The organism is Solibacillus sp. FSL R5-0691 (genome assembly GCF_037974225.1).
Taxonomy (GTDB): Bacteria; Bacillota; Bacilli; order Bacillales_A; family Planococcaceae; genus Solibacillus.
In genome coordinates this window covers 3335221-3359561 of sequence record NZ_CP150231.1, presented here as the reverse complement: position 1 = coordinate 3359561, position 24341 = coordinate 3335221, and the positions used below count along the sequence as shown (strand labels likewise).

Here is a 24341-nt window from a genome sequence, read left to right as displayed (position 1 = left end):
ACGTCAAAAGTATTTGATGTGTTTTTCTATAGTAAAAAAAGTGCTCCGAAGAATACTTCGCAGCACTTTTTTTACTTTAAACTATCTGCATTTTTGACCACAGCTGTTTGTAGTAGGAATGGGAGTCAATAAGCTCCGCGTGTGTACCTTCACCTGACAGCTGGCCGTCTTCGAACAGTAAAATCTGGTCGGCATTAGTAATTGTAGAAAGACGATGTGCAATAATGATCGTCGTCCGGTTTTGCATTAATGTATGCAATGCAAGCTGTACTTCGCGCTCGGATTCATTGTCCAAATTGGATGTCGCTTCATCAAGCAGCAATATTTGAGGATTGCGTAATATTGCCCGGGCAATTGCAATCCGCTGCTTTTGTCCCCCTGAAAGCTTAATACCGCCTTCTCCAACTTCTGTTTCGATTCCTTGTTCAAGTGCCATGACAAATTCATAGGCATAGGCGGCCTTCAATGCATCTATTACTTGTTCGTCTGTTGCTTCGCTTTGACCGTACAAAACATTTTCGCGGATTGAGCCATTCATAAGTGGTGCATCCTGCGTCACATAGCCAAACAATTTTCGCCATTCATATAAATCATATTCTTCAATATTCGACTGTCCATATAAAATTTTGCCCTCTGTTACTTCATAAAAACGTTCGATTAAAGAAAACATTGTCGTTTTTCCACCGCCACTGCTACTTACAAATGCGGTTGTCTTTCCGGAAGGAATCGTAAAGTTCATTCCTTTTAAAATAGGCTGCTCGGCATATTGGAACTTTACATTTTGAAAAACGATATTTTGTGCCTTAGCAGGAATTGAAAGACCGGATAATTTTTCGGTTGCCTGAGCGATAATTGCTTGAATACGTTCTGTTGCTCCAAGCGCTTTCTGTAAGGCTGTAAAAAATGTCGCCATTTGCGTAAAGGGAATAATGATTTGCACAAGGTAAATCATTATCGCCACAAGCGCTCCTGAAGATATTGCTCCCGAAGATACTTGTGTTCCCCCATATCCGAATAAAAGAATCAGCACAATCATCATAATGAGCGTCATAATCGGAGATAAAATAGCGAGGATTTTCGCCTCCTTTAAACCAAATCGGTAAAGCTGCTCAATCCGGTTTCCACCCCTTTCTTTTTCCAATGGTTCGGTCTGTGAAGATTTTACAAGTCGAATATTGGATAATACACGTCCAAGATGCCCGCTGAATGAAGCAAGTTCATCCTGATTGGCTTTAGCGATTTTATGCATTTTTTGTCCAAGCGGTAATGTAACAAAAATCGCAAGCGGTACGGCTATTAACATAAGAAGCGTCATTTTCCAGTCGATCCAAAGTAAAATTGCAATCGCCCCGATTATAGAGAAAATGCCCGACACAAAATTTACCAGGTGGTCTGTTACAAGTTCCTTTACGACGCTTGTATCTTGTGTAATACGGCTCATCGTTTCCCCTGATTCATGGGCATCAAAGTAAGGGGTTTTTAAATGTAAAATATGCTGCCATAGTGTATTTCGCAGATTTGCTACAATCCGTTCCCCGAGCATACGCATCAGAAAGTAAGTCAATCCACTAAGAACCGCCTGTATGACTAAAATTAGTGCAACGGCAGTGACCGCTGTCCAAGCAAAACCTGAAGTCGAGAAATCATTGATCATATTCATCGTAAATAACGGCACAGCCAGTGAAGCAAGTGTTTCGATAATACTTAATACAAAAACAATAATGACGAGCTTCTTGGGGAATTTGCTTTTTTTTATAAGTTCCCATAATTGTTTTAGTTGAACGTTCATGTAATAACCCCCTCTAATATGTTCAATCGTGCAGCTTGTTCCAAGAGCCAATTTTCTTCTTCAGCAGAAAGCGGAATTGTAAACAGCCAGTTATCAAAATCGACATTTGGATATTTTTCAAATTCCTGCGCTAAACTTTTCGTTAATTCTGCCGGAATAATAGAAAATAATTGTTCAATTAGTCGTTTCAGTTCCGTATCATCTGGCGGATGCAGGAAAGCCTGCTTAATTTCATAGAGACTTTCAATGTAACGCCGATTAATTTCAATGAAGTTAATATCTAAATAATTGTAGATCTGTTCAATGAGCGGCTCCGGGATATACTGTTTTAAATAATCCTTCTGGGCATCCTCTGTCAGTAAACTATGAATAATGAGCAGTAAGGTAGTAGAATCAACAGCCGCACTTTCCTGGTGAATGAGAATGGCCGTATCAATCGTTGCAAGCATTTGATCCAACTGCTTTTTCTTCTTTAATAACTGTGCTTTTTGATTTTCCAAAGATTGAAGCAGTGAATCGTCTTTTTTGAGCAGCTCTTTAATTTCCTCCAAAGAATAATCAAGATATTTGAAAGTCACGATTTTTTGGACAGTGATAATATTGGCGTCATTATAATAACGCTGCCCGCCTTCCGAAATGCGTGCAGGTACTAATAACCCCTTTTCTCCGTAGTAACGCAAAGTACGAATTGTAATGCCGGTCTTTTTAGAAAACTCCCCGATTGAATACATAGTCCTCACTCCTTGTATGTAGTATAAAAGCTGACGTAACGTAACATGCAATAAAAACATTTGAAAAATATAAAATAGTTTAGTTTGCGACAGAAAGTTAAAGTAACGATGTCTTTTATATTGCAAAAAAATAATGTTCGAATTTATCGAAAGTTGTCAGTTTATGTTCCACGTGAAAAAAATCCACCTAAATATGAACCATTTAAAAGAAGGAAAATAATAAAAATTTGTAAAAATCAAAAAATAATAACGAAATAACATAGAAAAAAATTACAATAAATAATATTATATTTAGAAAGAAAGGGTAAGCGCGTATAGAGATAGATTGTTAAATTTTTAAAATATGGGAGGTTAAGATGAAATGATGAGTAGCAATATGAACAGTATAAGGAAAATTCTCTTTCAGATTGGGGTAATTTGTTTCCTGTTAGCAGCTGCAGCAACTCCAGGGTATGCCCAAATGTTTTCTGATGTAAAAAGTGATTCTAAATTAGATGAAGAACTGACAGTGTTAAATAATTTAGGTGGAGTAGTACAATCGCCAAATGAAAAATTTCGTGCTGATGATTCGATTACACGCTATGAAGTGGCTGAGTTTATCGTACGTACACTGCAAATTGATTTGGAGATGAGTACAACAATTCCTACATATTTAGACATTCCTGCAGAAGATCCGCGAATGCCAGTCATTGCAGCAATAACTGAGCTTGGTATGATGACGGGATTTGAAGGGAAATTTAATCCGGATGCAAAATTAACACGTGCACAGGCGGTAAAGATATTGGTACCTGCGTTTCAGTTAACTGGGCAGGCGGCAATCTCCTATACGGATATTGCAAAAAACCATAGTGCCGTACCTGCAATTCAAGCACTGTTGGCAAATAAAATTGTATATCCGGCAAAAAACCAAAAATTTAATCCGAACGAGCAAATGACACGCGGTGATTTTGCTTCATATCTTGCAAGAATTATTGATCCATCATTAAGACCTACTGAACCAGAACAGCCTGTCTTCCAAAGCTGTGTGAAAGAAACGGCGAAAAAACGTTATGTAGTTGATGTCGCAGTAACAAACTTATGGAATAAACCTGACCAGGCACGTGCTGTTGACTATCCTTCGACAAAAAATCCGGTAGAAATGCAAAAATGGATTTCATCATTAAGTTTAGCTCAAAAGAAATGGCTTGTTGGTCGTACAGATACCCAGGCGTTATACGGTGATGAAGTATCAATGCTAGAAACAAAAGGGAAATGGCAGCGTGTCGCGGCAAAAGATCAATACGTACCATATTTAAAGGCAGGCTATCCTGGCTGGGTTCCACAATCTCATATTGTGGCAACGAACAAAAACTATGATGACTGCGGTATTGCGATTATTACTGCTGATAAAACAAATCTGTTAGAAAAAGATGCGAAAACGAAATTTTTACAGATCAGCTATGCGACGATTTTGCCGGTAATTGATGAGACTGCAAAATATTATTATGTAGAGACACCAGGTGATGGGGTCAAGCTACTAAAGAAAAGTGCAGCAAAATCGTATGATTCCTATAGCGATGTCCCTAAACCGACAGCTGCTACAATCATTAAAGAAGCGAAGCGTTATTTAGGGTTACCGTATCTTTGGGCGGGCACCTCTTCATGGGGATATGACTGCTCGGGCATTTTATATGGTGTTTTCCGTACACACGGTATCATGATTCCGAGGGATTCATTCTATCAGGCGACAGGGGGTAAAGCTGTTGCGAAGAAGGATTTAAAACCGGGTGACCTTGTATTCTTTGCGTATAATGGCGGCAAAGGGAAAGTTTATCATGTCGGCCTCTATATCGGTGACGGTAAAATGTTACATGCACCGCACTACGCATCAAAAGTTAAAATTGAATCAATGAACAATGGTGTCTACAAAAAGAACTATTCTGGCGCAAGACGCTATTTATAATAGGCATGCACAGTTAATCAAAAATTTTCCGTTTCTTTTTAACTTACATGACGAATTATTTAGTGTATTGTTAGGAGTAAGTTGGGTATATGTAAGGAATAAAGGAATTTAATAAGGAGGCATATTTTATGAATCCGTGGTTAATAGCGTCCCTTGTTGTACTGGGAATTGCTGTAGTTCTGTTAATCGTCTGTATTGTTGTAGTAATCGGGCCAATAAAAAAGGTCGTTACACTGCTGTTGGCACATGCTGAAGGAATCAAAAAACAGCTGAACCCTATTCAAACCGAAACAACAAAATTAACAACAACAGTCAATCGCATGATGGCAGATATCGAGTATAAAAAAGAATCTGTCCAGTCGGTCATCCAATCTGTCAAACAGACTGGTAAGGTACTGGATCAAGTAAGCGATGTGTCACACGATGCGACTGTGAAAGTGATGAAGAAAGCAAACAATGATCCTCAACGTCAAGCTGAGGTAGAACGTTGGACTAATACTGCAATGGGTATTATTCAGCGAAAAGCATAAAAGGAAAAGGAATGTACAAAAACTCTGTACATTCCTTTTTTAATTCAAATTTAACGTAATTTTGAATGTAAGCGTTATTTTTCTGTACTAGAACAGAACTTGCTGGCTTATAATCTATTCTTCTGTTATTTGTTTAAAACATTAAATTCAAGGCATTCATAAATTGTTCAAATTAATCAGATAAATTGTGAAAACATTGTGAATATAGGGGATTGGGGGTTTCTTTTTAAATTAAAAGGAGTAATATAGAAAACAGGAAATGTGTTATATAACAAACTGCAACTGTCACGGGAGAATCGACTATTTATAATACAGTTTTATAAAAAAGGAGAAATGAAACATGTGGGTAGTAACAGTATTTAACAATATAAACGATATTCGTATATTTGAATATACGACGAAGATGGAAGCAACATCAACATTAGAAAAATATAAAAACGCAATCTTATCCTATACAAAATAAAAACGAAAAAGGAGCGGTAAAATATGTGGGTAGTAACAGTGTTCAATAATCCAAATGATATTCGTATGTTCGAATACGCAACGAAAAGCGAGGCTGCTGCATTTTTAGCAAAGTACAAAAATGCTGTCCTATCGTTTACAAACTAATTTAAAAAGGTCTATGCAGGAAACGGAAGAATCCTGCATAGCCCTTTTTATTTGCGGTGGAATATTGAGAGTGGATCGGTCCATTTTTCTCGTTTATTTAATTAAAGGTATCTTAAACGAGAATGACGACGCTTAGAGAGATTTCTGGCTGCTAGTTACAGAAGAAGAGGAGAATGTTATAAGAACGATAACTATACTTTAAATAGATGGGTATACAGAAATAATGTTTTATATACAGAAATAATGATTCTAAGTAGAATTTTTACGTAGTTAGTTTTGGTCTTAATTAATGTGTGACATAAATATGCAATTTATATAGAAGTATTTACTGAATTTATTTTATAGAAGGTTGACGAAATATAGCTAATATAAGATAATTTTAGATGGTAATAATAATTATTTTATAATAATTATTTCATTGATATTTATATAGGAGGAATTTTAAAATGGCATTAATCGGTAAAGAAATCGCACCATTCGCTGCAAAAGCATTCCACAAAGGTGAATTCATCGACGTATCTTCAGAAAACTTCAAAGGACAATGGTCAGTAGTATGCTTCTACCCTGCAGACTTCACATTCGTTTGCCCAACTGAGTTAGAAGACTTACAAAATGAATATGCTACTTTAAAATCTTTAGGAGTAGAAGTTTACTCTGTATCGACTGATACACACTTCACTCACAAAGCATGGCACGATACTTCTGATGCAATCGGTAAAATTGAGTACATCATGATTGGTGACCCATCTCATACAATTTCTAAAGCGTTTGACGTATTAAATGAAGAAGACGGTTTAGCAGAACGCGGTACATTCATCATCGATCCAGACGGTGTTGTACAAGCATTAGAAATTAATGCTGGCGGTATCGGCCGTGACGCTTCAATTTTAGTGAATAAAATTAAAGCGGCTCAATATGTACGTAACAATCCAGGTGAAGTTTGCCCAGCTAAATGGGAAGAAGGCGGCGAAACTTTAACACCAAGCTTAGATCTAGTAGGTAAAATCTAATCTGAGTAGTAAATAACAAACAAGTAAGCGACAAAAACAACCTTTATGGCTTGGTTTTTGTCGCTCTGTTTTTAACTTGAGATAAGAATGGGAAGCTCTCTACCTTCTAAATTAAATAGGAAAGAGGTGGAAGGCTGGCTGTATTAGAGAGAGAATCGCCGCTTATTTTTCGGGAGAGAACGATAAGTGGTATTCATACAGCAGCTTATGCAGTGTTAGATAATCAGATTAAAGCGCAGTTACAGCAGTATTTATCAATGCTGGAAGGTGATTTATTAATTAAAGTGAGTGTTAATGACGACAAAACATCGCAAGAAATGCTCAATTTAGTTGAAGAGCTGGAAAAGATGTCACCCCGCATTACGGTACAGCATGCAATATTAGAACGTACACCGAGTTTCAGTATTAATAAAGTAGGCGAAGGGGAATCTGGTGTTACGTTTGCTGGATTACCACTTGGTCATGAATTTACTTCATTAGTTTTAGCGCTTTTACAAGTTTCAGGTCGCGCACCGAAAATCGATGCAGCTGTTGTAAAACGCATTCAGGCGATTAAGCAACCATTGAAGTTTGAAACGTACGTAAGTTTAACTTGTCATAACTGTCCTGATGTTGTGCAGGCATTAAATATTATGGCAGTTTTAAACCCGAACATCTCGAACACGATGATCGAAGGTGGAGCATTCCAGTCTGAAATTAAAGACCGAGACATTATGGCAGTACCTACTGTATTTTTAAACGGAGAAAACTTCGGTGGCGGTCGTATGGAGTTAGAAGATATTTTAACAAAGTTAGGTGAAGTATCGGACGGCTCGGAATTTGCGGATAAAGAAGTATTTGATGTATTGGTAGTAGGTGGTGGTCCTGCAGGTTCTGCGGCTGCTATTTATTCAGCGCGTAAAGGGATTCGTACGGGTATCGTGGCAGAACGCTTCGGTGGCCAGGTTAACGATACGCTATCAATTGAAAATATTATCGGGACAAAGGCTACAGAAGGTCCTGCTTTTGTATCGAGCCTGGAAGCGCATGTATTGGACTATGACATCGATGTGATGAAATCGCAACGTGCTGCAAAAATCGAGAAAAAAGATCTGATCGAAGTGACGTTAGAAAACGGCGCGGTATTAAAAGGGAAAACAGTTATCCTTTCTACAGGGGCTCGCTATCGTCAGCTTGGTGTACCTGGTGAGGAAGAGTTTAAAAATAAAGGCGTTGCGTATTGCCCGCACTGTGACGGCCCGATATTCAAAGGGAAAGATGTTGCGGTAATCGGCGGCGGTAACTCAGGCGTAGAAGCAGCAATCGACTTAGCGGGTATTGTTAACCATGTTACGTTACTGCAACGCAACAGTGAGTTGAAGGCAGATAAAGTGTTGCAGGAGCGTGTTCGCGGCCTGAAAAACGTTACAGTAATTACAAATGCTTCAACTACTGAAATTACAGGAACGGATAAAGTAAATGGTCTAACGTATAAAGATGTTGTGACAGGTGAAGAAAAGCATATCGGATTACAAGGTGTATTCGTTCAAATTGGTTTATTGCCAAACACAGAATTCCTTGAAGGAACTGTAGAAATGAATGCGCATGGCGAAATTATTATCGATAAGCACGGTGCAACTAATATTCCTGGAGTTTTTGCAGCAGGCGATTGCACAGATACAGTATACAAGCAAATCGTTATTTCGATGGGCTCTGGGGCAACAGCTGCTTTAGGTGCATTCGACTATATGATCCGTAATGTAGATTCACGTGAATTTGTAGAAGCATAATTATAAAATCCGTTGTACGTAAAATCGTGCAACGGATTTTTTTTAAGGGTAAAATAACGGTAATTAAATCAAGCTTAACGAGAGTTGGTGAGAATGGTGAAAAGGGAGCGAACATTGCGTATTTGTCCAAAGGGACACCGATATTATAAAAGTACAGATTGTGGAACTTGTCCTAAATGCGAGCAGGCTAATAAACCGTCAAAAGGATTTTTATCTCGTTTAACTTCACCTGCACGAAATGCCTTAATAAATGCGGGCATTACCGAGTTGGAGCAGCTTGCTGAATATACGGAAAGTGAAATTTTACAATTGCATGGGATTGGACCTTCTTCGATGCCTAAATTAAAACAAGCGATGGCTGAGAAGAGCTTAAATTTTAAAAGTTAAAAATGTTAATGCTTAAAAGTAAAAGTGTAAGCATCTCTAATTTCGGGTAATAGATAAGAGACCATTCGAAAAGGAGGCTTTTATAATGAAAGACGATAAAATAAAACATAAAAAGCTCGACAATCCGGATTTATTGAATACCGAAAAGGAAAGCATTTTCGATATAGATGAGGAAATGAAATTTGTGGATCCAATTCCGATGGAAGAATTGAATGATCAGGTGAAAGATGAAAAATATCGTGCGAACACGAAAACTACTTCCGGTAGTGAGCGTAAAAATTCGCCGGACGAAACGAAAGATAAGTAATTTACAAATAAAGTTTAGAGGTTGGCCATTTTGCAAATTAGGCAAAGTGGTCAATTTTTGCTGTTCGAAATTAATCAGCAAAAAGCCCGCTGTAAATGAACGCAGCGAGCTTGGTTTGAAACTACGAAAGACTGACGGGAGGAAGAATATCATCAATTGTTCGTGCTAATTTTAACGCCTTTAACTGGAACTGTTCATAAAAGGCTTCTGTCCCTGCACCACCGATATAAAAAGAAATATGCTCGTGAACTTGTGCCAATTTTTCTAGGGTATGAATAGATTGGGCGAATTCATTGTAAGCAATCTCGGTAGATCCTGTTAATAAAACAATTGCCGGCTTTTTTAACGCGATAGCAGATTGTATCGCAGTTGGTGCTGGTGAAGGACCGAGCATAAGTGTGCGGTAACCCCGCAACATACATTGGATGAGCAGAATTTGCATAGGGATTTCATGTCTTTCTCCAGGTAGACAGCTCCCTAATGCGAGCGGCGCATCGTCCGGAACATAAAAATGTCGACGAAGGTGGCTTAAAAAGTCGCGCACTGTTTGACTGCTTATTGCTTCTTGGTATTCACCCCAGGCTTTTTCGCACCAAAGCTGTCCAACTTCGTGAAGGAAGGGAACAACAATGTCCCGAATCAGTTTCTCTACACCAAATTTATGGTGAGCCTGTTCGAGCAAATGTAATATTTTATGCTCATTCGCATCGGTACCGGCCTGAATTAGTGCTTTGTGGAAGTACAATACAGGGTCTTCTTCCGGTACATCCTTATTTTTAATATAGTGATCGACCGCTTGTTTGATCGTCATGCCGCTATTCACATACTGTTTCAGCTGCAATAACGTTTGAACTTCATCTTCCGAATATACGCGATAACCATTGTCTAATCTGTCCGGTTGAATGATCTGGTAGCGATCTTCCCATTTTCGGATCAGTTGTTTAGAAAGATTTGTTAAGTTAGATACTTGTTGTATTGAGTATGTTTTTTTAGTCATATTTTACCACCTCCTAAAAGGAATCCTTGTTAAACTCTATTCAACCGAAAAATAAAGTACTTGTCAAATGTTTTTCGTATACTGTACAATGTTTGTATAACATGAAGTGAGGGGTATTATAAAAAAGCGCCATCACCTTGCAATATTTGGAAAAAATAAAATAAGAGGAGGCTATGTGATGTCTAAACATCCATTGGAAAAATGGGGAACTGTAATGGGCGGTAAGAAAACACGTTGGGTCGTTTTGGCTTTATGGATTATGCTTGCCGTTGTATTTGCACTTATCTTTCCGCAAATTAATAGTGTTGAAAACTTTGTAGGCGATGAAATCCCTGATACTTATACATCAATTCAAGCAGGAAAAATTATGGAGGAAGAATTTTCTTCTGACAGTGGGATCCCGCTATTAATTACTTGGTATAACGAATCAGGTCTTACAGAAGAAGATTTGACAAATATTCAAGGGTTATACAAACAGCTGGCGGATGATCCGTTAGATGGGCAGGAAACAATCCCGCCATTCCATGAACTTCCCGTTTCAGCATTAATGGGATCACTTTCCGAGAACGGTGCAGCACTTGTTACACCTGTTTTCTTTTCAACAGATAAAAATTCAGATGTCTTAAAAGAAAATTTAGCGATTATTAAAGAACGTACAGAAAGTCAATTTGGCGAAAATCCATATGATAATAATTTAGAAGATGAAGGACTTCATGCTCGATTCTCTGGACCGGTTGGTATTTCGATTGATGCGACAGATCTATTCAAAGCAGCTGACGTACAACTAATGGTTGCCACTGTAATAATCATTTTAGTCATCTTATTAGTAATTTACCGTTCGCCAATTTTAGCGATTATCCCGTTAATAGTTGTAGGGATTGCGTATTTAGTTGTAAGTCCACTCTTGGGCGTGATGGCTGAAAACGGATGGATCGATAAAGACGCACAAGCGGTAGCGATTATGATTGTACTATTGTTTGGTGCAGGGACGGACTATTGTTTATTTTTAATCACACGTTACCGAGATATATTGCTGACTGAAGACAATAAATTTACAGCATTGGCATCGGCTGTGCGTGAATCGACAGGTGCAATCGTCATGAGTGGCTTAACAGTAGTTATCGGTTTAGCGACATTGGCATTGGCAGATTATGGGGCATTCCAGCGTTTTGCGGTTCCGTTTAGCTTTGGTGTATTAATTACAGGTTTTGCAGTAGTTACATTGCTGCCGGCTATTCTTGGTATTTTAGGTCGCGCTGCGTTTTGGCCATTTGTTCCACGTACGGAAGAAGCTGAAAAAGCACATGCAAAAAAGAAAAACAAACCATATAAACAACGTAAACCTAATCACCGCTATATGCGCAAGATCGGTGAATTTGTTACTTCGAAACCATGGCTTGTCATAATTGTTGCAGGAGTAATATTAATTGGTTTAGCATTCGCTTCAACAAATATTAAGTACAACTACGATTTAATTTCTTCCTTCCCTGAAGATATGCCTTCACGTGAAGGATTTAAAATCATTGAAGAAAACTTTACACCAGGTGAATTAGCACCGGTTCAGTTGTTAGTAGACAGTGAAGGAACGGATTTGAACATTACTGAGCAACTATTAAGACTCCCTTATGTCGGTGTAGTAAAAGAAATGCGTAAAGGGGAAACAAACAACAACATTCAGCTTTATGAAATTGATTTGGATAAAAATCCATACTCGAATGAAGCGATGGATGATGTTGAGCAAATGAAGGACGATGTTAAAGAAATACTTGCTGATAAAAATCTGGAAGACGGTAAATTCTGGATCGGGGGCGAAACGAGTTCGCAACTTGATACAAAAGTCGTTCAGTCAGGCGATGAGAAAATCATTCAACCTGTCATGATTATTATTATTTTCGTCGTATTATTAGCCTACTTACGTGCCTTAATCACATCGGTTCAATTAATGGTAACAGTAGTGATTTCTTTCTTCGCTGCTTTAGGTGCAGGCTGGCTGATCATTCATTACGGTTTAGGACACGAAGCAATGGCTAGTTCGATTCCATTGTATAGTTTCGTATTTATTATCGCATTAGGTAATGACTATAATATTTTCATGATTTCTGATATATGGAAAAACCGCAAGCGCGGTATTGCACATCGAGAGGCCATTTCAAATGGTATAGCATCAACAGGTGCGGTTATCACATCTGCTGGTCTAATTTTAGCTGGTACATTCCTAGTATTATCGACATTACCAATCCAACTGCTAGTACAATTCGGTATCGTAACAGCCGTAGGGGTATTGCTAGATACATTTGTCGTACGTCCATTACTTGTACCGGCGCTCATTACGGTGTTTGGTAAATGGTCATACTGGCCGAACAAAAAGCTCGAAAAATAAGAAAAAGCGTATAGCTCCCTAATTTTAAGGGACTATACGCTTTTTTTAGTGTTATACGGGCGCATTAGCGCTTTTGTTCTAGGAAGTTAATGAACCGGATTGCAGGCGATACATGAGTTCATACTTGCCGCCAAGTGCGACAAGTTCATCATGGTTGCCTTGTTCAACAATTTCACCACGGTCCAATACTAAAATTTTATCTGCATTTTTAATAGTTGAAAGTCGGTGAGCGATAATAAATGTTGTACGACCTTTTTTCAGTACATCCATTGCATGTTGGATAATTTCTTCTGTTTCTGAGTCAATGTTCGATGTCGCCTCATCCAGAATAAGAATAGCCGGATTAAATGCAAGCGCTCGCGCAAATGAAATTAACTGGCGCTGACCAGAAGAAAGCGTACTGCCTTTTTCGATTACAGGCTCATCAATTCCTTTTTCGAATTTTGATAATACACGATCGCCTCCGACTGCTTCGAGGGCTTTTTCAACGGTTTCTCTTGAAATCCGCTTATCATTGAGGCTAATGTTCGAAGCAATTGTCCCAGTGAACAAGTAAGGGTCCTGCAATACGATTCCCATATGTTCACGAATTGCTTGACGGGGTAGCTTCGTAATATCTTTTCCATCAATAATGATGCGGCCTTTTTGCGGGTCATAGAAGCGGAACAATAAATTCATGATCGAACTTTTTCCTGAACCTGTATGACCGACAAGTGCAATTGTTTCGCCTTCTTTTGCTTCAAAGTTAATATCCTTCAACACATACTCATCATTTTTATAGGCAAATGATACATGATCGAATACAACATTACCTTTATAGCGTTCAATTCGTTCTTTACTTACAGTTTCCCCTTGCTGATCCAGCAGTTCAAATACCCGTGAACCAGCAACAAGTGAACGTTCAAGCTGGGAGAACTGGTTGACTAAATTCGTAATCGGATTGAACAGACGCGTAATATAATCAACAAATGCATACAGCGTACCCGCTGTTACCGCTTCAGGCAATGTCATCGATTGAGTACCGAAGTAAAAAACAAATACGGCAAACATTCCTAGTCGTAAAATGTTGACAAGGTTATGTGACGTCGCGGAGTCCAGCATTAAAAGTTTACGATTGTATTTATAATGTTCGTCATTCATCTCATCGAACTCTTGCTTCATCTGCTCTTCACGGCGGAATGCCTGAATAATCGTCATCCCGTTGATCGACTCATTGATCATTGCATTAATATCCGCAATTTTTGTTCGAATAATATGATTGTACTGGGAAGCAAATTTTCGGTATAAAATCATCCAAATATAAACGATCGGAACGAGTAATAGAGCAAAGAGTGCCATTTTCCAATTTAAAATAAATAAGGCTATATATACCCCTGCAATGGTAATAAAGCTGTTCGCAAATTGCGAAAGTACAGTTACATACAGATTTCGAATTGCTTCGGTATCATTTGTGACACGGGCAACAACTTTCCCGGCTGGTAAGTTATCGAAGTATTCAATTGGCAGCTTTTGAATATGTCCGAATACATCTTTCCGTAACTGCTGAATAACGAAGTTTGCACCACGTTGTAAAAAGATGAACATTAAATAACGGAACACAGCAGTAAGCACAGATAATAGGAAGAAAATCGACAGCAGTATCGCAATCGGTTCTACTTGCAAATTACCTGGTTCCATATAATGGTCGATAATATATTTCGCGATGAACGGTCCTGCAATATCAGTTGCGACCGCAATTGTTAATAAAGCTAAGCCGATTAAAATCGGTTTTTTAAATTTTAAAGCATAAAGGTACAGTCGTTTTGATGTACTCATTATTGCTCCACCTCCTCAAGCTGCTGGCGGTCAAACTGTTCTTTGTACCAGCCACCTAAGCGAAGGAGCTCTTCATGTGTACCTCGTTCAACGATATAACCATCATCCAGCACGATAATTTCATCCGCATGCTGAATACCTGACAGGCGGTGTGTTGAAATGATTGTTGTTTTTCCAGCGCGCTCTGTTTGTATATTTTCGATAATTTTTGATTCTGTTTTAGCATCGACAGCAGATAAAGAATCGTCCAAAATTAAAATTTCGGGATCTTTAATCAATGCACGTGCAATGGATACACGTTGCTTTTGGCCACCTGATAAAGATACACCTTTTTCACCAACAAGCGTCTCAATACCAAGCGGTAAATTGGACAAATCTTTCTCGAAATCTGCCAGTCGAATGGCTTCTTCAATTTCACTGTCCGTTGCATTTTCTTTCCCGAATAAAATGTTTTCTCGGATTGTACGTGAAAATAGTATATGGTCCTGTGGCACATAGCCGATCCAGTCCAAAATTTGTTCTTTTGTCATTTTTGCCAAGTCCGTATCATTAATAGCAATTTGCCCATTGCCTAACGGATATTCACGCAGCAGCTGACGAATAAATGTCGTCTTTCCTGAACCAGTTTTACCGACAATGCCGAGTGTTTGCCCTTTTTTGAGGTTCAGGGAGATTTGCTGCAAGTTTTTCACCTGAGATAGAGGGTACTGGAATGTAAACTCAGAAAACCCGATAGAATTCGGTACATGATGCGTCATTGGCGAAGGAGGATTTTGAACATCCGCTTCATATTCCAATGTATCCTGTACACGGTCAAGGGAAGCACTTCCTTGCTGCATAACATTAATAAGCTCGCCAATAGCAAACATCGGCCAAATTGCCAAACCTAAATAGACGTTAAATGAAACGAGCTGACCGACCGTTAGCTCATTATTTGAAACAAGAACAGCACCATAGCCTAATGCAATTACATAACAAATACCCGTTCCGATTTTCGTAATTGGCATAAAAAGTCCGTTAATATATGCAACACGCATATTTTTGGCGAAAATGTTCTCGCTCATTTCCGAGAAGCGTTCTTCATCTTTTCCTTCTTGAACATATGCGCGGATTACACGCGTTCCTGCAACAGATTCAAGCACGTTGTCATTCATCTCACCGAATGCATCCTGTGCTTTCATGTAGCGTTCATGAACAATTTTCCCTAAATATTGAATGATTATAGCCATTATTGGAATCGGGAGCATTGCAAAAAATGTCAGCTTCCAAGAGATGAAAAAGCCCATCGCTAAAATGATCAGTGCCATATAGACCGTCGAATCAATGAGGGTCATAATACCGAAGCCGGCAGTTAATGTAACGGCATTTAAATCGTTTGTGGCTTTGGCCATCAAGTCACCAGTACGGTTTTTTTCATAAAACGTCGGCGTCATTTTTAAAAACTGATGCATCAGTTTTTTTCGCAAAATACGGTCAAGTGTAATGGAACCGCCAAATAACTGATATTGCCAGATGAAATTTAAAGCGTAGCTCACGATGGCAGCCCCAATAACGAAGCCTACATACTTCAGCAGCAGCATCTGAGTCATGTCTCCACTTGTCATATCATCAATGGCCTCACCTAAAATCCATGGAGGCAAAACTTCGATAAAGCTCGCCAGCATTAGGAGTACAATCGCAATTGTATATTGCTTACGGTACATTTTTAAAAACCATTTTAATTTCACAAAAACATTAAACATTACGTATACCTTCTTTCTTCAATGTTGATCGTGTTGCTACCCATCATCGTATCGATCCATTTTTAATAGTTTTCGGTGCAAAAAGATAGTCATATAAAGCCCTCCTGTAATTTTGTTACACTAAAATGCATCGTACATTTATTCACATGTTTAATGCCTGCATGATGTAAACAAAAAAGACACCTTTCCAATTTTTCGAAAAGGTGTCAAAACGAAAAAGGGCACAGCGGAATCCATACCTGTGCCTTTTATTTACATGTACGTGCAAAATTAAAACAAAAGTTCAGGTTAGGGCAATATGAAATTGTCGCTTTTGAAATGTGTAAATTTACAATTGATGTGTTCATATCCCTTAACTCCTTTCCTTGTTTTAATTTATTTAGTGTTCCTTAATATTAGTGTAGGCAATTATCGTTGTCAATATTTTTTGAAAACATTTTATTTTCAGTGTTGTAATTTATTGTATTTATTATAATTAAATAGACTTAGAGGATTCCGACTGTAAATGGTACTCATAAAAGTCACTGGAAGTTTGAAAATTGTTTGTTAATTCTGTATCTTGAAAGTAATACATCAAAAGGAGTGATACAACAATGAAGAAATTGTTAATGGTCGTGCTATTTGCGCTTGTACTCGCAGCATGCGGGACAAAAGAGACGAGTGATGATGTAAATAATGTCCCGGGAAATAATACAGACGATGTGACACAGGGTAGCCCTGAAGTGAAAGAGGAAAAAATCACTTTATATAAGTCAGATGATAATGCGGAAAATACCGTACCATTTGATGAAAATTTTGATAGCAGTGAAGAAGAACTAGTCCCGTTTATTTTCTCAAAAGTAAATGAACATGATGTAGAGCTGCTGGATTATACGATGGAAAATGAAGATAAAACCTTAGTGCTTAATTTAGGTGACGATATATACACGATTCAAGGTTCAGCAGGTGCCAATATGTTTGTTGAAACATTAGCGCGTTCTTATTTTGAGAATTTACCTGAATTGCAGGAAGTGACGTTTTTATATAAAGGATCGGATGAACCAGTCTTGGATCATATGAATATAGGATTACCATATAAACGAGAAGATTTTGATATGTAGACGGGGGATAGCTGAAGATGAAGCAACTATGGACTAATGGCACGATATATACGATGGAACAAGAAGGCGCAACTGTACAGGCGGTGCTTGTTCAGGACGGTAAAATCGTAGAAACAGGAACATTCGATGAATTACAAGTATATGCGGATGACATTATCGATTTGCAGGGTGCAGTTATGTATCCAGGTTTTGTAGATAGCCATCTCCATATGATTGGACACGGTGAAAAGTTGTTGCGTCTTGATTTGACAGTAGCTACAAGCGGTGAAGAGCTTGTAAAACTGGTGAAAAATGCGGCAGCTCAACTTCAGGAAGGGCAGTGGCTCATTGGGGATGGCTGGAATGAAAATCAATTTACAGATAGCCGCATCCCAACGAAAGAAGAATTGGATGCAATAACGAATAACCCTGTATTCCTTAATCGTGTGTGCCATCATGTTGCCTTAGTCAATTCAGCTTCACTTCAATTGGCGGGGGTTACAACAGGTACTGAAGATCCGGCAGGCGGAATGATAGGACGGAATGAAAATAATGAGTTAAACGGATTGTTGTACGAACAGGCAACGAGTCTAGTATCTTCATTATTCAAACAAGAGGGAGATAGCTATATTGAGAGCTTAGCGCAGTCATTGCAGCTGGCGATTGAACATATGCAATCTTACGGATTAACTGGCGGGCATACAGAAGAGATGAGTTATTATGGTCATTATTTGAATCCATTGACTGCCTATCACCATGTAGTTGGCGAACGGAAGCATTTCCGAGTTAATTTATTGCGTCATCATACTGTATTCGAAGAAATGGTTACAAACAATGCGCCATTTAATGAACCCTTTATTGAACCGGGTGCGATGAAAATTTTTGCGGATGGTTCGTTAGGCGGCTCTACTGCTGCACTTTTGGCACCCTATGCAAATGATGAACAAAATAAAGGGATGCTTATTCATACTGATGATCAAATGGAAGCACTCATTCAATTAGCGCGTAAATATAATGAAGCGGTAGCCATTCATATAATCGGTGATGGGGCAATGGAACAGGTGCTACAGTATTTAGAAAAATATCCTGTAGCTGACGGGAAGCGCGACCGACTGATCCATTGCTGTGTCGTATCAGAAGAACAACTTGCCCGAATGAAGAAGCTTCAAGTTATATTGGATTTGCAGCCGGCCTTTGTTACATCAGACTATCCATGGGTAACGGAGAAACTTGGTGAGAACCGTGCTGGTCATCATTATGCGTGGAAAACGTTTATAGAAGAAGGGTTTATATGTGCTGCAGGTACTGATGCGCCGATTGAAGCAATGAGTCCATTTGAGACAATCTATGCGGCAGTCGAGCGAAAGAAACCGACAGATGCACATGAAGGTTATGACCCTAAGCAAAAGCTTACACGTTTTGAGGCAGTAAAAATGTACACGGTTGGAAGTGCCGAGGCAATTTGCAAGGAAGACGAGCGCGGCTATATCCGAAAAGGATATGATGCAGACTTTACAATTCTCGATACAGATTTAATGAAATGCAGCCCGGAGGAAATTCTTCAGACAAATGCATTGCTGACAGTTGTTGGAGGTACGATCGTTTATAAAAGAGACTAGGATAATAAAAGAATCACAAAATAATGTGGTTCTTTTTATTTTGAAATATATCCTAGTAAACATATAGTAATTATATAATAAGGGGTTGCTATTATTTCCAATAAAAGTTAATATATTAAAAACAGAAAATTCAGTTAAAAAGGAGGAAGGTAAGAATGAAGTTACAAAAAGTATGGTGGCTATTATTGTTTTCTTTTATCCTCATATTGGCTGCATGCAGTAATGACGAGGAAACATCTCCAAACAGTTCGGCCGATTCTAGTGCCGAAACGGATGCTGGTAAAGATTCAGCTACAGAGAATACATCATCAGAAGGCGGCGAGCTTGTAATTGAAGTTCTTTCGGAAGCAGTTGAACTAGATCCACACGGCTCAAATGATGTCCCTTCATCAAATGTACAACGCAATATTTTCGAGACATTAGTTGTACGCAATTTTGATACTGGTGAGATCGAACCTTTATTAGCAGAGTCATGGGAATATCTCGACGATTTAACATTGCAGTTAAAACTGCGCCAAGGGGTAAAGTTCCATGATGGGACAGATTTCAATGCGGAAGCGGTTAAAGTGAATTTAGATCGTCTGCTTGATCCGAATATAGCATCACCTCGTCTTTCTAATTTTGAACCGATTAAAGAAGTAGTCGTTGTCGATGACTATACAGTACAGATTAAAACAGAAGAGCCATATGGACCGTTGCTGTTTGCATTAACACATCCGGGCGGCAATATGATGAGTCCGGCGGTTATTGAAGAAGATTATAAACGTATGGAAAGTGGCGGTGAAGCGCGTGCATACGGAAATGAAAATCCGATCGGCACTGGCTTCCTGAAGTTAGAGAAGTGGACACCTGGTCAGGAGATTCGTCTTGTAAAAAATACAGAATACTGGGGTGATCAAGTAGCCTATGATTCTGCTGTATTTAAAACCGTGCCGGAAAGTGCAACACGGGCGGCTGACTTGGAAGCAGGCTATGCGCACATTATCGACCCTGTACAACCAACAGAAGTACCGCTTGTCGAAGGGTTTGCCCAAGTAGTAAAACAGCCTTCTGTTTCCATTTCCTATTTAGGTTTCAATACAGAAAAAGCGCCATTTGATAATCCGAAAGTACGTCAGGCCATTTCAAAAGCGCTTGATCGTGAAGCGATATTAAAAGGTGTTTACGATGGCTTTGGTGTTCAGGCATTTGGCCCGCTATCACCAATGGTATGGGGTTATAACGAAGAAGTGGCGAAACAGGACACTAATATTGATGAAGCAAAGAAATTGCTGGAAGAAGCAGGCTTCCCGGATGGATTTAAAACGACAATCTGGACAAATGATAACCCGCAACGCCAGCAAATTGCGATCATCCTGCAAGAAACGTTAAAGCAGCTTAACATTCAGGTGGAAATTGAAGTAATGGAATGGGGCGCTTATTTAGAAAGAACATCTAAAGGTGACCACGATATGTTCATGCTTGGGTGGGCACCTTCTACAGGAGATGCGGACGGGGCACTTTACCCGCTATTCCACACTTCTGATATCGGCAATAACAACCGTACACGTTACAGCAATAAAGAGCTGGATGAGCTATTGGAAGTTGGGCGCATTGAGACAGACGAAACGATTCGCATGGATATTTATAAACAGGCACAGGATATTATTATTAATGAAGCACCTGCAGCATTTATCCACCACCAAGCTTATTTAACAGGTTATGCAAATAGCGTTTCAGGCTTCTCAATCGATGCGACTGGCATTTATCAGATCCAAAACGTGAAAATTTCACAATGATTTAATATAAGTACTGTTCACTAACCAGGCTATTTGGGGAGTGGACAGTATTTTTGTTTGGAAAATTTATTTATAATAAGACTGACTAGAGCGAAGGGGTGGGAAACGATGGAGCCAATCCGAAACATATTACCTCCGATTGTGGATGAAACGACTAAAGTGCTTATCCTTGGATCGATGCCAGGAAAGCAATCGCTGGAGAAGCAACAATACTACGGCAACCGACGGAATCACTTTTGGCCGATTATGGGAAAGCTTCTAGCAACCGATATTCCGGAAGACTATAACGAAAGAATCGCACTTCTTCGTAAACATCATATAGGGCTATGGGATTCGATCGAAAGCTGTGAACGCGAAGGCAGTTTGGATGCAAAAATAAAAAATGAAGTACCGAATAACTTTTCGGAGCTGTTTATTAATTATCCGCAAATACAGCTTGTCTTATTTAATGGCGGGAAGAGCTTCGATGTTTTTAAAAGACATATCGGACTCGATGTATTGAACGGACGGGCATATAAAAAAATGCCCTCAACCAGTCCGATTCCGGGAAAGAATATTAAAACCTTTGATGAAAAAGTTGAAATATGGAGCATCGTGCTAAATTATTTATCTTAATCAAAAATCTTACTTGTTGATTGATAGCGCAATGCCATCAACTTCGGTATGATAAAAACAAATCGTAGTAAAGGGGAATTATTTATGTATCGTGTAGCAGAAGATTTCGTAAAAGATTGGGCAATTTCATCTAAGGGTGCATTGAAAGTAATGCAAGCAATTCCGGATGACAAAATGCATATCGCCATCGTAGATGAGCACAATTCATTAGGATGGTTATCTTGGCATTTAGTAAGTGTAGCAGGCGCATTCGGCCACTTTGCAGGATTACAAATTCCGGGTCCAGGTCCTGATATGCCGCAGCCGGAAACAATGGCTGAAATTACGGAGAAGTATGAAATGGTGCGAGAAGCGTATAAAAAAGAAGCGGCAGCATTAACAGAGGAACAGCTTTTAGAAGAAGTACCTGCTTTTGGAGGGATGATGAAGCGCGGTGAATTACTCGGCAAAGTAATCTCACACCAAACACATCATGTTGGCCAAATGACAGTATTACTTCGCCAAGCAGGCTTAACAGTACCACCAGTAATGGGACCTACAAAAGAAATGCAATAAGATTTGGAGGCTGGGACATAAGTAGAATTATTGTTAAATAAAAAGAAAGCCTTTATTAAGAAACAGATATATTGCAAAATTGATTGGAATGCAGGGCGACTCCTGCGGGAATAGCGTGACGCCTGAGACTACAGGCTCAGGCCACGCCCGCGGAAAGCGTCCCGGAATGGAAATCAATTTTTAACGCTCAGCCAAAAAAGCTATTTTTCTCTCAGAGAAAAATAGCTTTTTTGGGGTATGACCCAGCCTCTATTTTTATAAAAAGATGCCCAAGTTAAATTGGACATCCGGTACATTTATTTCAAGAAAAAATCATAGCTATTTTTTGCAAGTAAAGTAATCGTAACGACGATGAAAAGGACACGCACATAGCCGCTTCCACGCTTAATTGCAAACCGTGAACCGACAATCGCTCCGACAATTTGAGCGGCCCCCATTATCAAGCCATATGTATAATTAATTTGCCCTAAGTAGATAAACATTAAAAGAGCCCCGATATTACTCCCGAAATTAAGGAGCTTTGCATTACCGGCTGCCTTTAAGAAATCATAGCCGACCATTAGAAACGCAAAGATCAGGAATGATCCAGTACCAGGACCTAAAAACCCATCATAAAAACCAATGAGTGAAATCACGAAGAAAAACAAAATATACTTTGTCTTTGAAAGGGATTTAACCGCTGAAATACTGCCCCAATCTTTTTTGAAAATTGTATAGACTGCTACGGCTGCCAGCATTATCAGCATTAAAGGTTTTAATAAGTTCGGATCAAGTAAATGGACAATCCAGGCCCCGATCATCGAACTAATAAAAACCCACGGAAAATACTTCATGACAGATTTAATATCTAGCTTTCCAGACCGATAAAAGGTAATAGTACTCGTTAAGGAACCCATTGTCCCGGCGAGTTTGTTTGTTGCAACAGCTGCAGAGGGACTTAGCCCGGCAAACATTAATGCAGGCAATGAAATAAGGCCACCGCCTCCCACAACAGAATCGATAAATGCTGCTAAAAAACCAAAACAAATTAAAATAATAACTAGTTGTGGGTCTAACTCAAATCCCATAAAAGAACCCTTCTTTCTTCACGTCGAGCAATACACTCATGCTATCGAAAATTTGGAGTAGTGTAAATAGTTAAAATTATGGTTCGATTATGATAAGGTAATATATTAGTATAATGGAACGGAGTATGGATGAATGAAGGATTATCAATTTTTATTGTTTGACTTAGATGATACATTATTGGATTTTAAAGCTGCTGAAAAATTAGCTTTACCAAAATTATTTGAAGCATATCAGCTGCCATTAACGCCTCAAATCGAAGCTGTTTACCGAGAAATTAATACCGGTTTATGGCGTTCGCTTGAAGAAGGGCTGATCACTCGCGACTTTCTCATGGAAACCCGTTTCGGCAAGACATTCGAGCATTTTGGTGTTGAAGTGGATGGCAGGTTATTGGACGCCGAGTACCGTGGCTATTTAGCAGAAAGTAAAGTTTTTGTTGAAGGTGCACTGGAGCTGATCCAAACATTGGCACCTGAATATGAACTGTATATTACATCAAATGGATTGGCGGAGACACAGAATAAACGTCTCCAAGTAACAGGGCTGGCACCTTATTTTAAGCAAGTCTTCGTTTCGGAGGATACAGGCTATCAAAAACCGATGAAGCCATTTTTTGATTATGTGTTTGAACGGATTCCAAATTTTGATCCAAACAAGGCGATGATTATTGGTGATTCTTATAGTGCGGATATTATCGGGGGTGTAAATGCTGGAATCGATACGTGTTGGCTTAACCCGTCGAATGCAGTACCATCAACAATTCATCCGACTTATGAAATACAAACGCTGGCTCAACTTTTGCCCATTATAAACAGTAATAAAGCCATCAATCAACAGCCTTTAGGTATTTAGGTTAAGGCATTAGTATATAAAATGAAATGCAATAATGCAGAAGGAGTGTACGCAATGACATTATTTATACTGGTCGTTCTCATTGCGATTATAGGTTACTTTATATTTAAATTATATAAGCATGACAATACACCATTTTATCAGTTGACCGGTTATTCCTATTTTGACATCCTATTGAATAAAAGTGTCCGAACTTCCTACCAGCTTATAAAGGAATTGGAGCATGTTCAAGGTACAAAGAAAATAATGGTGAATCTACAATTACCTGTACAAAATGAAATTCAAACAATTGATGCCCTTTTACTCCATGAATCAGGAATTTATGTAGTGAATGTGAAAGAGAAGTCAGGATGGATAAATGGACGGGAACAGAGCATCGAGTGGATTGAGCTATTGTATAAAAATCAAAAACAAGTATTTAATAACCCAATTCATGAAACGAAGCGTTTAATCCATACATTAAAAGACCGGCTGCCGGAAGTAGATGGCACACTTTTTGAAACAATAGTAGTTTTTACGAATGATTGTTCATTCCAGCAAATTGAGATTCAATCTTCCGATGTAGAAGTGCTGAAAATCGGGGATTTGAAAAAGTGGGCAGCAACAATTGAAGGAAAACGTTTATCGGAGACAGAGATTGAAAATTTGTATGCAACATTAGAAACCTTTATGCAAAGAAAAAATGTGAAATTACGTTCAAAAACGGCCACATCGGTAAATTAATTAGAAGAGAGCAAAGTAGTTTTTTCTGCTTTGCTTTTTCTTAT

22 protein-coding genes are annotated in these 24341 nt (G+C 38.8%); 16 read left to right on the top strand and 6 right to left on the bottom strand.

Features of this window, described 5'->3' with window-relative positions:
- Positions 1–76: 76 nt before the first annotated feature.
- Both MKY51_RS16885 and MKY51_RS16880 read right to left on the bottom strand, forming a co-directional pair.
- Positions 77–1789: an ABC transporter ATP-binding protein gene (locus MKY51_RS16885; RefSeq protein WP_339174235.1), complete on the bottom strand. Its 1713-nt coding sequence runs from the start codon at positions 1787–1789 to the stop codon at positions 77–79.
- On the bottom strand, positions 1786–2520 hold the full coding sequence (locus tag MKY51_RS16880) for a MerR family transcriptional regulator (protein ID WP_339174232.1): 735 nt from the start codon (positions 2518–2520) through the stop codon (positions 1786–1788). The genes MKY51_RS16885 and MKY51_RS16880 overlap by 4 nt, the downstream gene beginning before the upstream one ends.
- A 361-nt stretch (positions 2521–2881) precedes the next feature.
- Between MKY51_RS16880 and MKY51_RS16875 the strand changes: the two genes are divergently transcribed.
- The 8 genes from MKY51_RS16875 to MKY51_RS16840 all read left to right on the top strand — a co-directional run bounded on the left by MKY51_RS16875 (position 2882) and on the right by MKY51_RS16840 (position 9074).
- The gene (locus MKY51_RS16875; protein WP_339174229.1) at positions 2882–4462 is read left to right on the top strand and encodes an NlpC/P60 family protein; all 1581 of its coding nucleotides are present in this window, start codon (positions 2882–2884) and stop codon (positions 4460–4462) included.
- A gap of 128 nt (positions 4463–4590) precedes the next feature.
- A complete protein-coding gene (locus tag MKY51_RS16870; RefSeq protein ID WP_339174226.1) occupies positions 4591–4992 on the top strand; it encodes a DUF948 domain-containing protein in 402 nt (133 codons plus the stop codon).
- Between the two features lie 340 nt (positions 4993–5332).
- Positions 5333–5455 carry a hypothetical protein gene (locus MKY51_RS16865; protein ID WP_339174224.1) on the top strand — a complete coding sequence of 41 codons (123 nt, stop codon included), beginning with the start codon at positions 5333–5335 and terminating at the stop codon, positions 5453–5455.
- 23 nt (positions 5456–5478) lie between these two features.
- A complete protein-coding gene (locus MKY51_RS16860) occupies positions 5479–5601 on the top strand; it encodes a hypothetical protein (protein WP_339174221.1) in 123 nt (40 codons plus the stop codon).
- Positions 5602–6047: 446 nt separating this feature from the next.
- On the top strand, positions 6048–6611 hold the full coding sequence (ahpC, locus tag MKY51_RS16855; protein WP_339174218.1) for an alkyl hydroperoxide reductase subunit C: 564 nt from the start codon (positions 6048–6050) through the stop codon (positions 6609–6611).
- 212 nt (positions 6612–6823) lie between these two features.
- Complete coding sequence (ahpF, locus tag MKY51_RS16850) at positions 6824–8380, top strand: alkyl hydroperoxide reductase subunit F (protein ID WP_339174216.1); 1557 nt, start codon at positions 6824–6826, stop codon at positions 8378–8380.
- A gap of 96 nt (positions 8381–8476) precedes the next feature.
- Positions 8477–8767, top strand: a complete 291-nt coding sequence (locus tag MKY51_RS16845) for an RNA polymerase alpha subunit C-terminal domain-containing protein (RefSeq protein WP_339176666.1) — start codon at positions 8477–8479, stop codon at positions 8765–8767.
- A gap of 85 nt (positions 8768–8852) precedes the next feature.
- Positions 8853–9074, top strand: a complete 222-nt coding sequence (locus tag MKY51_RS16840) for a hypothetical protein (RefSeq protein WP_339174214.1) — start codon at positions 8853–8855, stop codon at positions 9072–9074.
- A gap of 121 nt (positions 9075–9195) precedes the next feature.
- Here MKY51_RS16840 and MKY51_RS16835 read toward each other — a convergent pair whose 3' ends face one another.
- A complete protein-coding gene (locus MKY51_RS16835) occupies positions 9196–10071 on the bottom strand; it encodes a MerR family transcriptional regulator (protein WP_339174212.1) in 876 nt (291 codons plus the stop codon).
- 178 nt (positions 10072–10249) lie between these two features.
- Here MKY51_RS16835 and MKY51_RS16830 point away from each other — a divergent pair, with 178 nt between their 5' ends.
- A complete protein-coding gene (locus MKY51_RS16830) occupies positions 10250–12451 on the top strand; it encodes an MMPL family transporter (RefSeq protein ID WP_339174209.1) in 2202 nt (733 codons plus the stop codon).
- Positions 12452–12529: 78 nt separating this feature from the next.
- On the opposite strand, the gene MKY51_RS16825 is transcribed toward MKY51_RS16830, so the two are convergent.
- A complete protein-coding gene (locus MKY51_RS16825; RefSeq protein ID WP_339174206.1) occupies positions 12530–14266 on the bottom strand; it encodes an ABC transporter ATP-binding protein in 1737 nt (578 codons plus the stop codon).
- Positions 14266–16008 carry an ABC transporter ATP-binding protein gene (locus MKY51_RS16820; RefSeq protein WP_339174204.1) on the bottom strand — a complete coding sequence of 581 codons (1743 nt, stop codon included), beginning with the start codon at positions 16006–16008 and terminating at the stop codon, positions 14266–14268. Before MKY51_RS16820 ends, MKY51_RS16825 begins: the two co-directional genes overlap by 1 nt.
- Before the next feature lie 593 nt (positions 16009–16601).
- Between MKY51_RS16820 and MKY51_RS16815 the strand changes: the two genes are divergently transcribed.
- The 5 genes from MKY51_RS16815 to MKY51_RS16795 all read left to right on the top strand — a co-directional run bounded on the left by MKY51_RS16815 (position 16602) and on the right by MKY51_RS16795 (position 21654).
- Entirely contained in the window at positions 16602–17108 is a 507-nt protein-coding gene (locus tag MKY51_RS16815) for a fructose-2,6-bisphosphatase (RefSeq protein ID WP_339174201.1), read from the top strand.
- Between the two features lie 17 nt (positions 17109–17125).
- Positions 17126–18706, top strand: coding sequence for an amidohydrolase (locus MKY51_RS16810; RefSeq protein WP_339174198.1), 1581 nt, complete (start codon positions 17126–17128; stop codon positions 18704–18706).
- Positions 18707–18861: 155 nt separating this feature from the next.
- On the top strand, positions 18862–20484 hold the full coding sequence (locus MKY51_RS16805; RefSeq protein WP_339174195.1) for a glutathione ABC transporter substrate-binding protein: 1623 nt from the start codon (positions 18862–18864) through the stop codon (positions 20482–20484).
- A 108-nt stretch (positions 20485–20592) separates the two neighbouring features.
- Positions 20593–21099, top strand: a complete 507-nt coding sequence (locus MKY51_RS16800; RefSeq protein ID WP_339174193.1) for a DNA-deoxyinosine glycosylase — start codon at positions 20593–20595, stop codon at positions 21097–21099.
- A gap of 84 nt (positions 21100–21183) precedes the next feature.
- Complete coding sequence (locus MKY51_RS16795; RefSeq protein WP_339174191.1) at positions 21184–21654, top strand: DinB family protein; 471 nt, start codon at positions 21184–21186, stop codon at positions 21652–21654.
- Between the two features lie 296 nt (positions 21655–21950).
- Here the strand turns inward: MKY51_RS16795 and MKY51_RS16790 are convergent, their stop codons facing one another.
- The gene (locus MKY51_RS16790) at positions 21951–22721 is read right to left on the bottom strand and encodes a TSUP family transporter (RefSeq protein ID WP_339174189.1); all 771 of its coding nucleotides are present in this window, start codon (positions 22719–22721) and stop codon (positions 21951–21953) included.
- A 133-nt stretch (positions 22722–22854) separates the two neighbouring features.
- On the opposite strand from MKY51_RS16790, the gene MKY51_RS16785 reads away from it, so the two are divergent.
- Positions 22855–23574 carry a YjjG family noncanonical pyrimidine nucleotidase gene (locus MKY51_RS16785; protein ID WP_339174187.1) on the top strand — a complete coding sequence of 240 codons (720 nt, stop codon included), beginning with the start codon at positions 22855–22857 and terminating at the stop codon, positions 23572–23574.
- 54 nt (positions 23575–23628) lie between these two features.
- Positions 23629–24297 carry a nuclease-related domain-containing protein gene (locus tag MKY51_RS16780; protein ID WP_339174184.1) on the top strand — a complete coding sequence of 223 codons (669 nt, stop codon included), beginning with the start codon at positions 23629–23631 and terminating at the stop codon, positions 24295–24297.
- Positions 24298–24341: the final 44 nt, after the last annotated feature.

What these genes read in the sequence shown, in the direction of transcription:
- MKY51_RS16885 (WP_339174235.1), bottom strand. Translation starts at nt 1,789, where the DNA reads ATGAACGTTCAACTAAAACAATTATGGGAACTTATAAAAAAAAGCAAA.
- MKY51_RS16880 (WP_339174232.1), bottom strand. Translation starts at nt 2,520, where the DNA reads ATGTATTCAATCGGGGAGTTTTCTAAAAAGACCGGCATTACAATTCGT.
- MKY51_RS16875 (WP_339174229.1), top strand. Translation starts at nt 2,882, where the DNA reads ATGATGAGTAGCAATATGAACAGTATAAGGAAAATTCTCTTTCAGATT.
- MKY51_RS16870 (WP_339174226.1), top strand. Translation starts at nt 4,591, where the DNA reads ATGAATCCGTGGTTAATAGCGTCCCTTGTTGTACTGGGAATTGCTGTA.
- MKY51_RS16865 (WP_339174224.1), top strand. Translation starts at nt 5,333, where the DNA reads ATGTGGGTAGTAACAGTATTTAACAATATAAACGATATTCGTATATTT.
- MKY51_RS16860 (WP_339174221.1), top strand. Translation starts at nt 5,479, where the DNA reads ATGTGGGTAGTAACAGTGTTCAATAATCCAAATGATATTCGTATGTTC.
- ahpC (WP_339174218.1), top strand. Translation starts at nt 6,048, where the DNA reads ATGGCATTAATCGGTAAAGAAATCGCACCATTCGCTGCAAAAGCATTC.
- MKY51_RS16840 (WP_339174214.1), top strand. Translation starts at nt 8,853, where the DNA reads ATGAAAGACGATAAAATAAAACATAAAAAGCTCGACAATCCGGATTTA.
- MKY51_RS16835 (WP_339174212.1), bottom strand. Translation starts at nt 10,071, where the DNA reads ATGACTAAAAAAACATACTCAATACAACAAGTATCTAACTTAACAAAT.
- MKY51_RS16830 (WP_339174209.1), top strand. Translation starts at nt 10,250, where the DNA reads ATGTCTAAACATCCATTGGAAAAATGGGGAACTGTAATGGGCGGTAAG.
- MKY51_RS16825 (WP_339174206.1), bottom strand. Translation starts at nt 14,266, where the DNA reads ATGAGTACATCAAAACGACTGTACCTTTATGCTTTAAAATTTAAAAAA.
- MKY51_RS16820 (WP_339174204.1), bottom strand. Translation starts at nt 16,008, where the DNA reads ATGTTTAATGTTTTTGTGAAATTAAAATGGTTTTTAAAAATGTACCGT.
- MKY51_RS16815 (WP_339174201.1), top strand. Translation starts at nt 16,602, where the DNA reads ATGAAGAAATTGTTAATGGTCGTGCTATTTGCGCTTGTACTCGCAGCA.
- MKY51_RS16810 (WP_339174198.1), top strand. Translation starts at nt 17,126, where the DNA reads ATGAAGCAACTATGGACTAATGGCACGATATATACGATGGAACAAGAA.
- MKY51_RS16805 (WP_339174195.1), top strand. Translation starts at nt 18,862, where the DNA reads ATGAAGTTACAAAAAGTATGGTGGCTATTATTGTTTTCTTTTATCCTC.
- MKY51_RS16800 (WP_339174193.1), top strand. Translation starts at nt 20,593, where the DNA reads ATGGAGCCAATCCGAAACATATTACCTCCGATTGTGGATGAAACGACT.
- MKY51_RS16795 (WP_339174191.1), top strand. Translation starts at nt 21,184, where the DNA reads ATGTATCGTGTAGCAGAAGATTTCGTAAAAGATTGGGCAATTTCATCT.
- MKY51_RS16790 (WP_339174189.1), bottom strand. Translation starts at nt 22,721, where the DNA reads ATGGGATTTGAGTTAGACCCACAACTAGTTATTATTTTAATTTGTTTT.
- MKY51_RS16785 (WP_339174187.1), top strand. Translation starts at nt 22,855, where the DNA reads ATGAAGGATTATCAATTTTTATTGTTTGACTTAGATGATACATTATTG.
- MKY51_RS16780 (WP_339174184.1), top strand. Translation starts at nt 23,629, where the DNA reads ATGACATTATTTATACTGGTCGTTCTCATTGCGATTATAGGTTACTTT.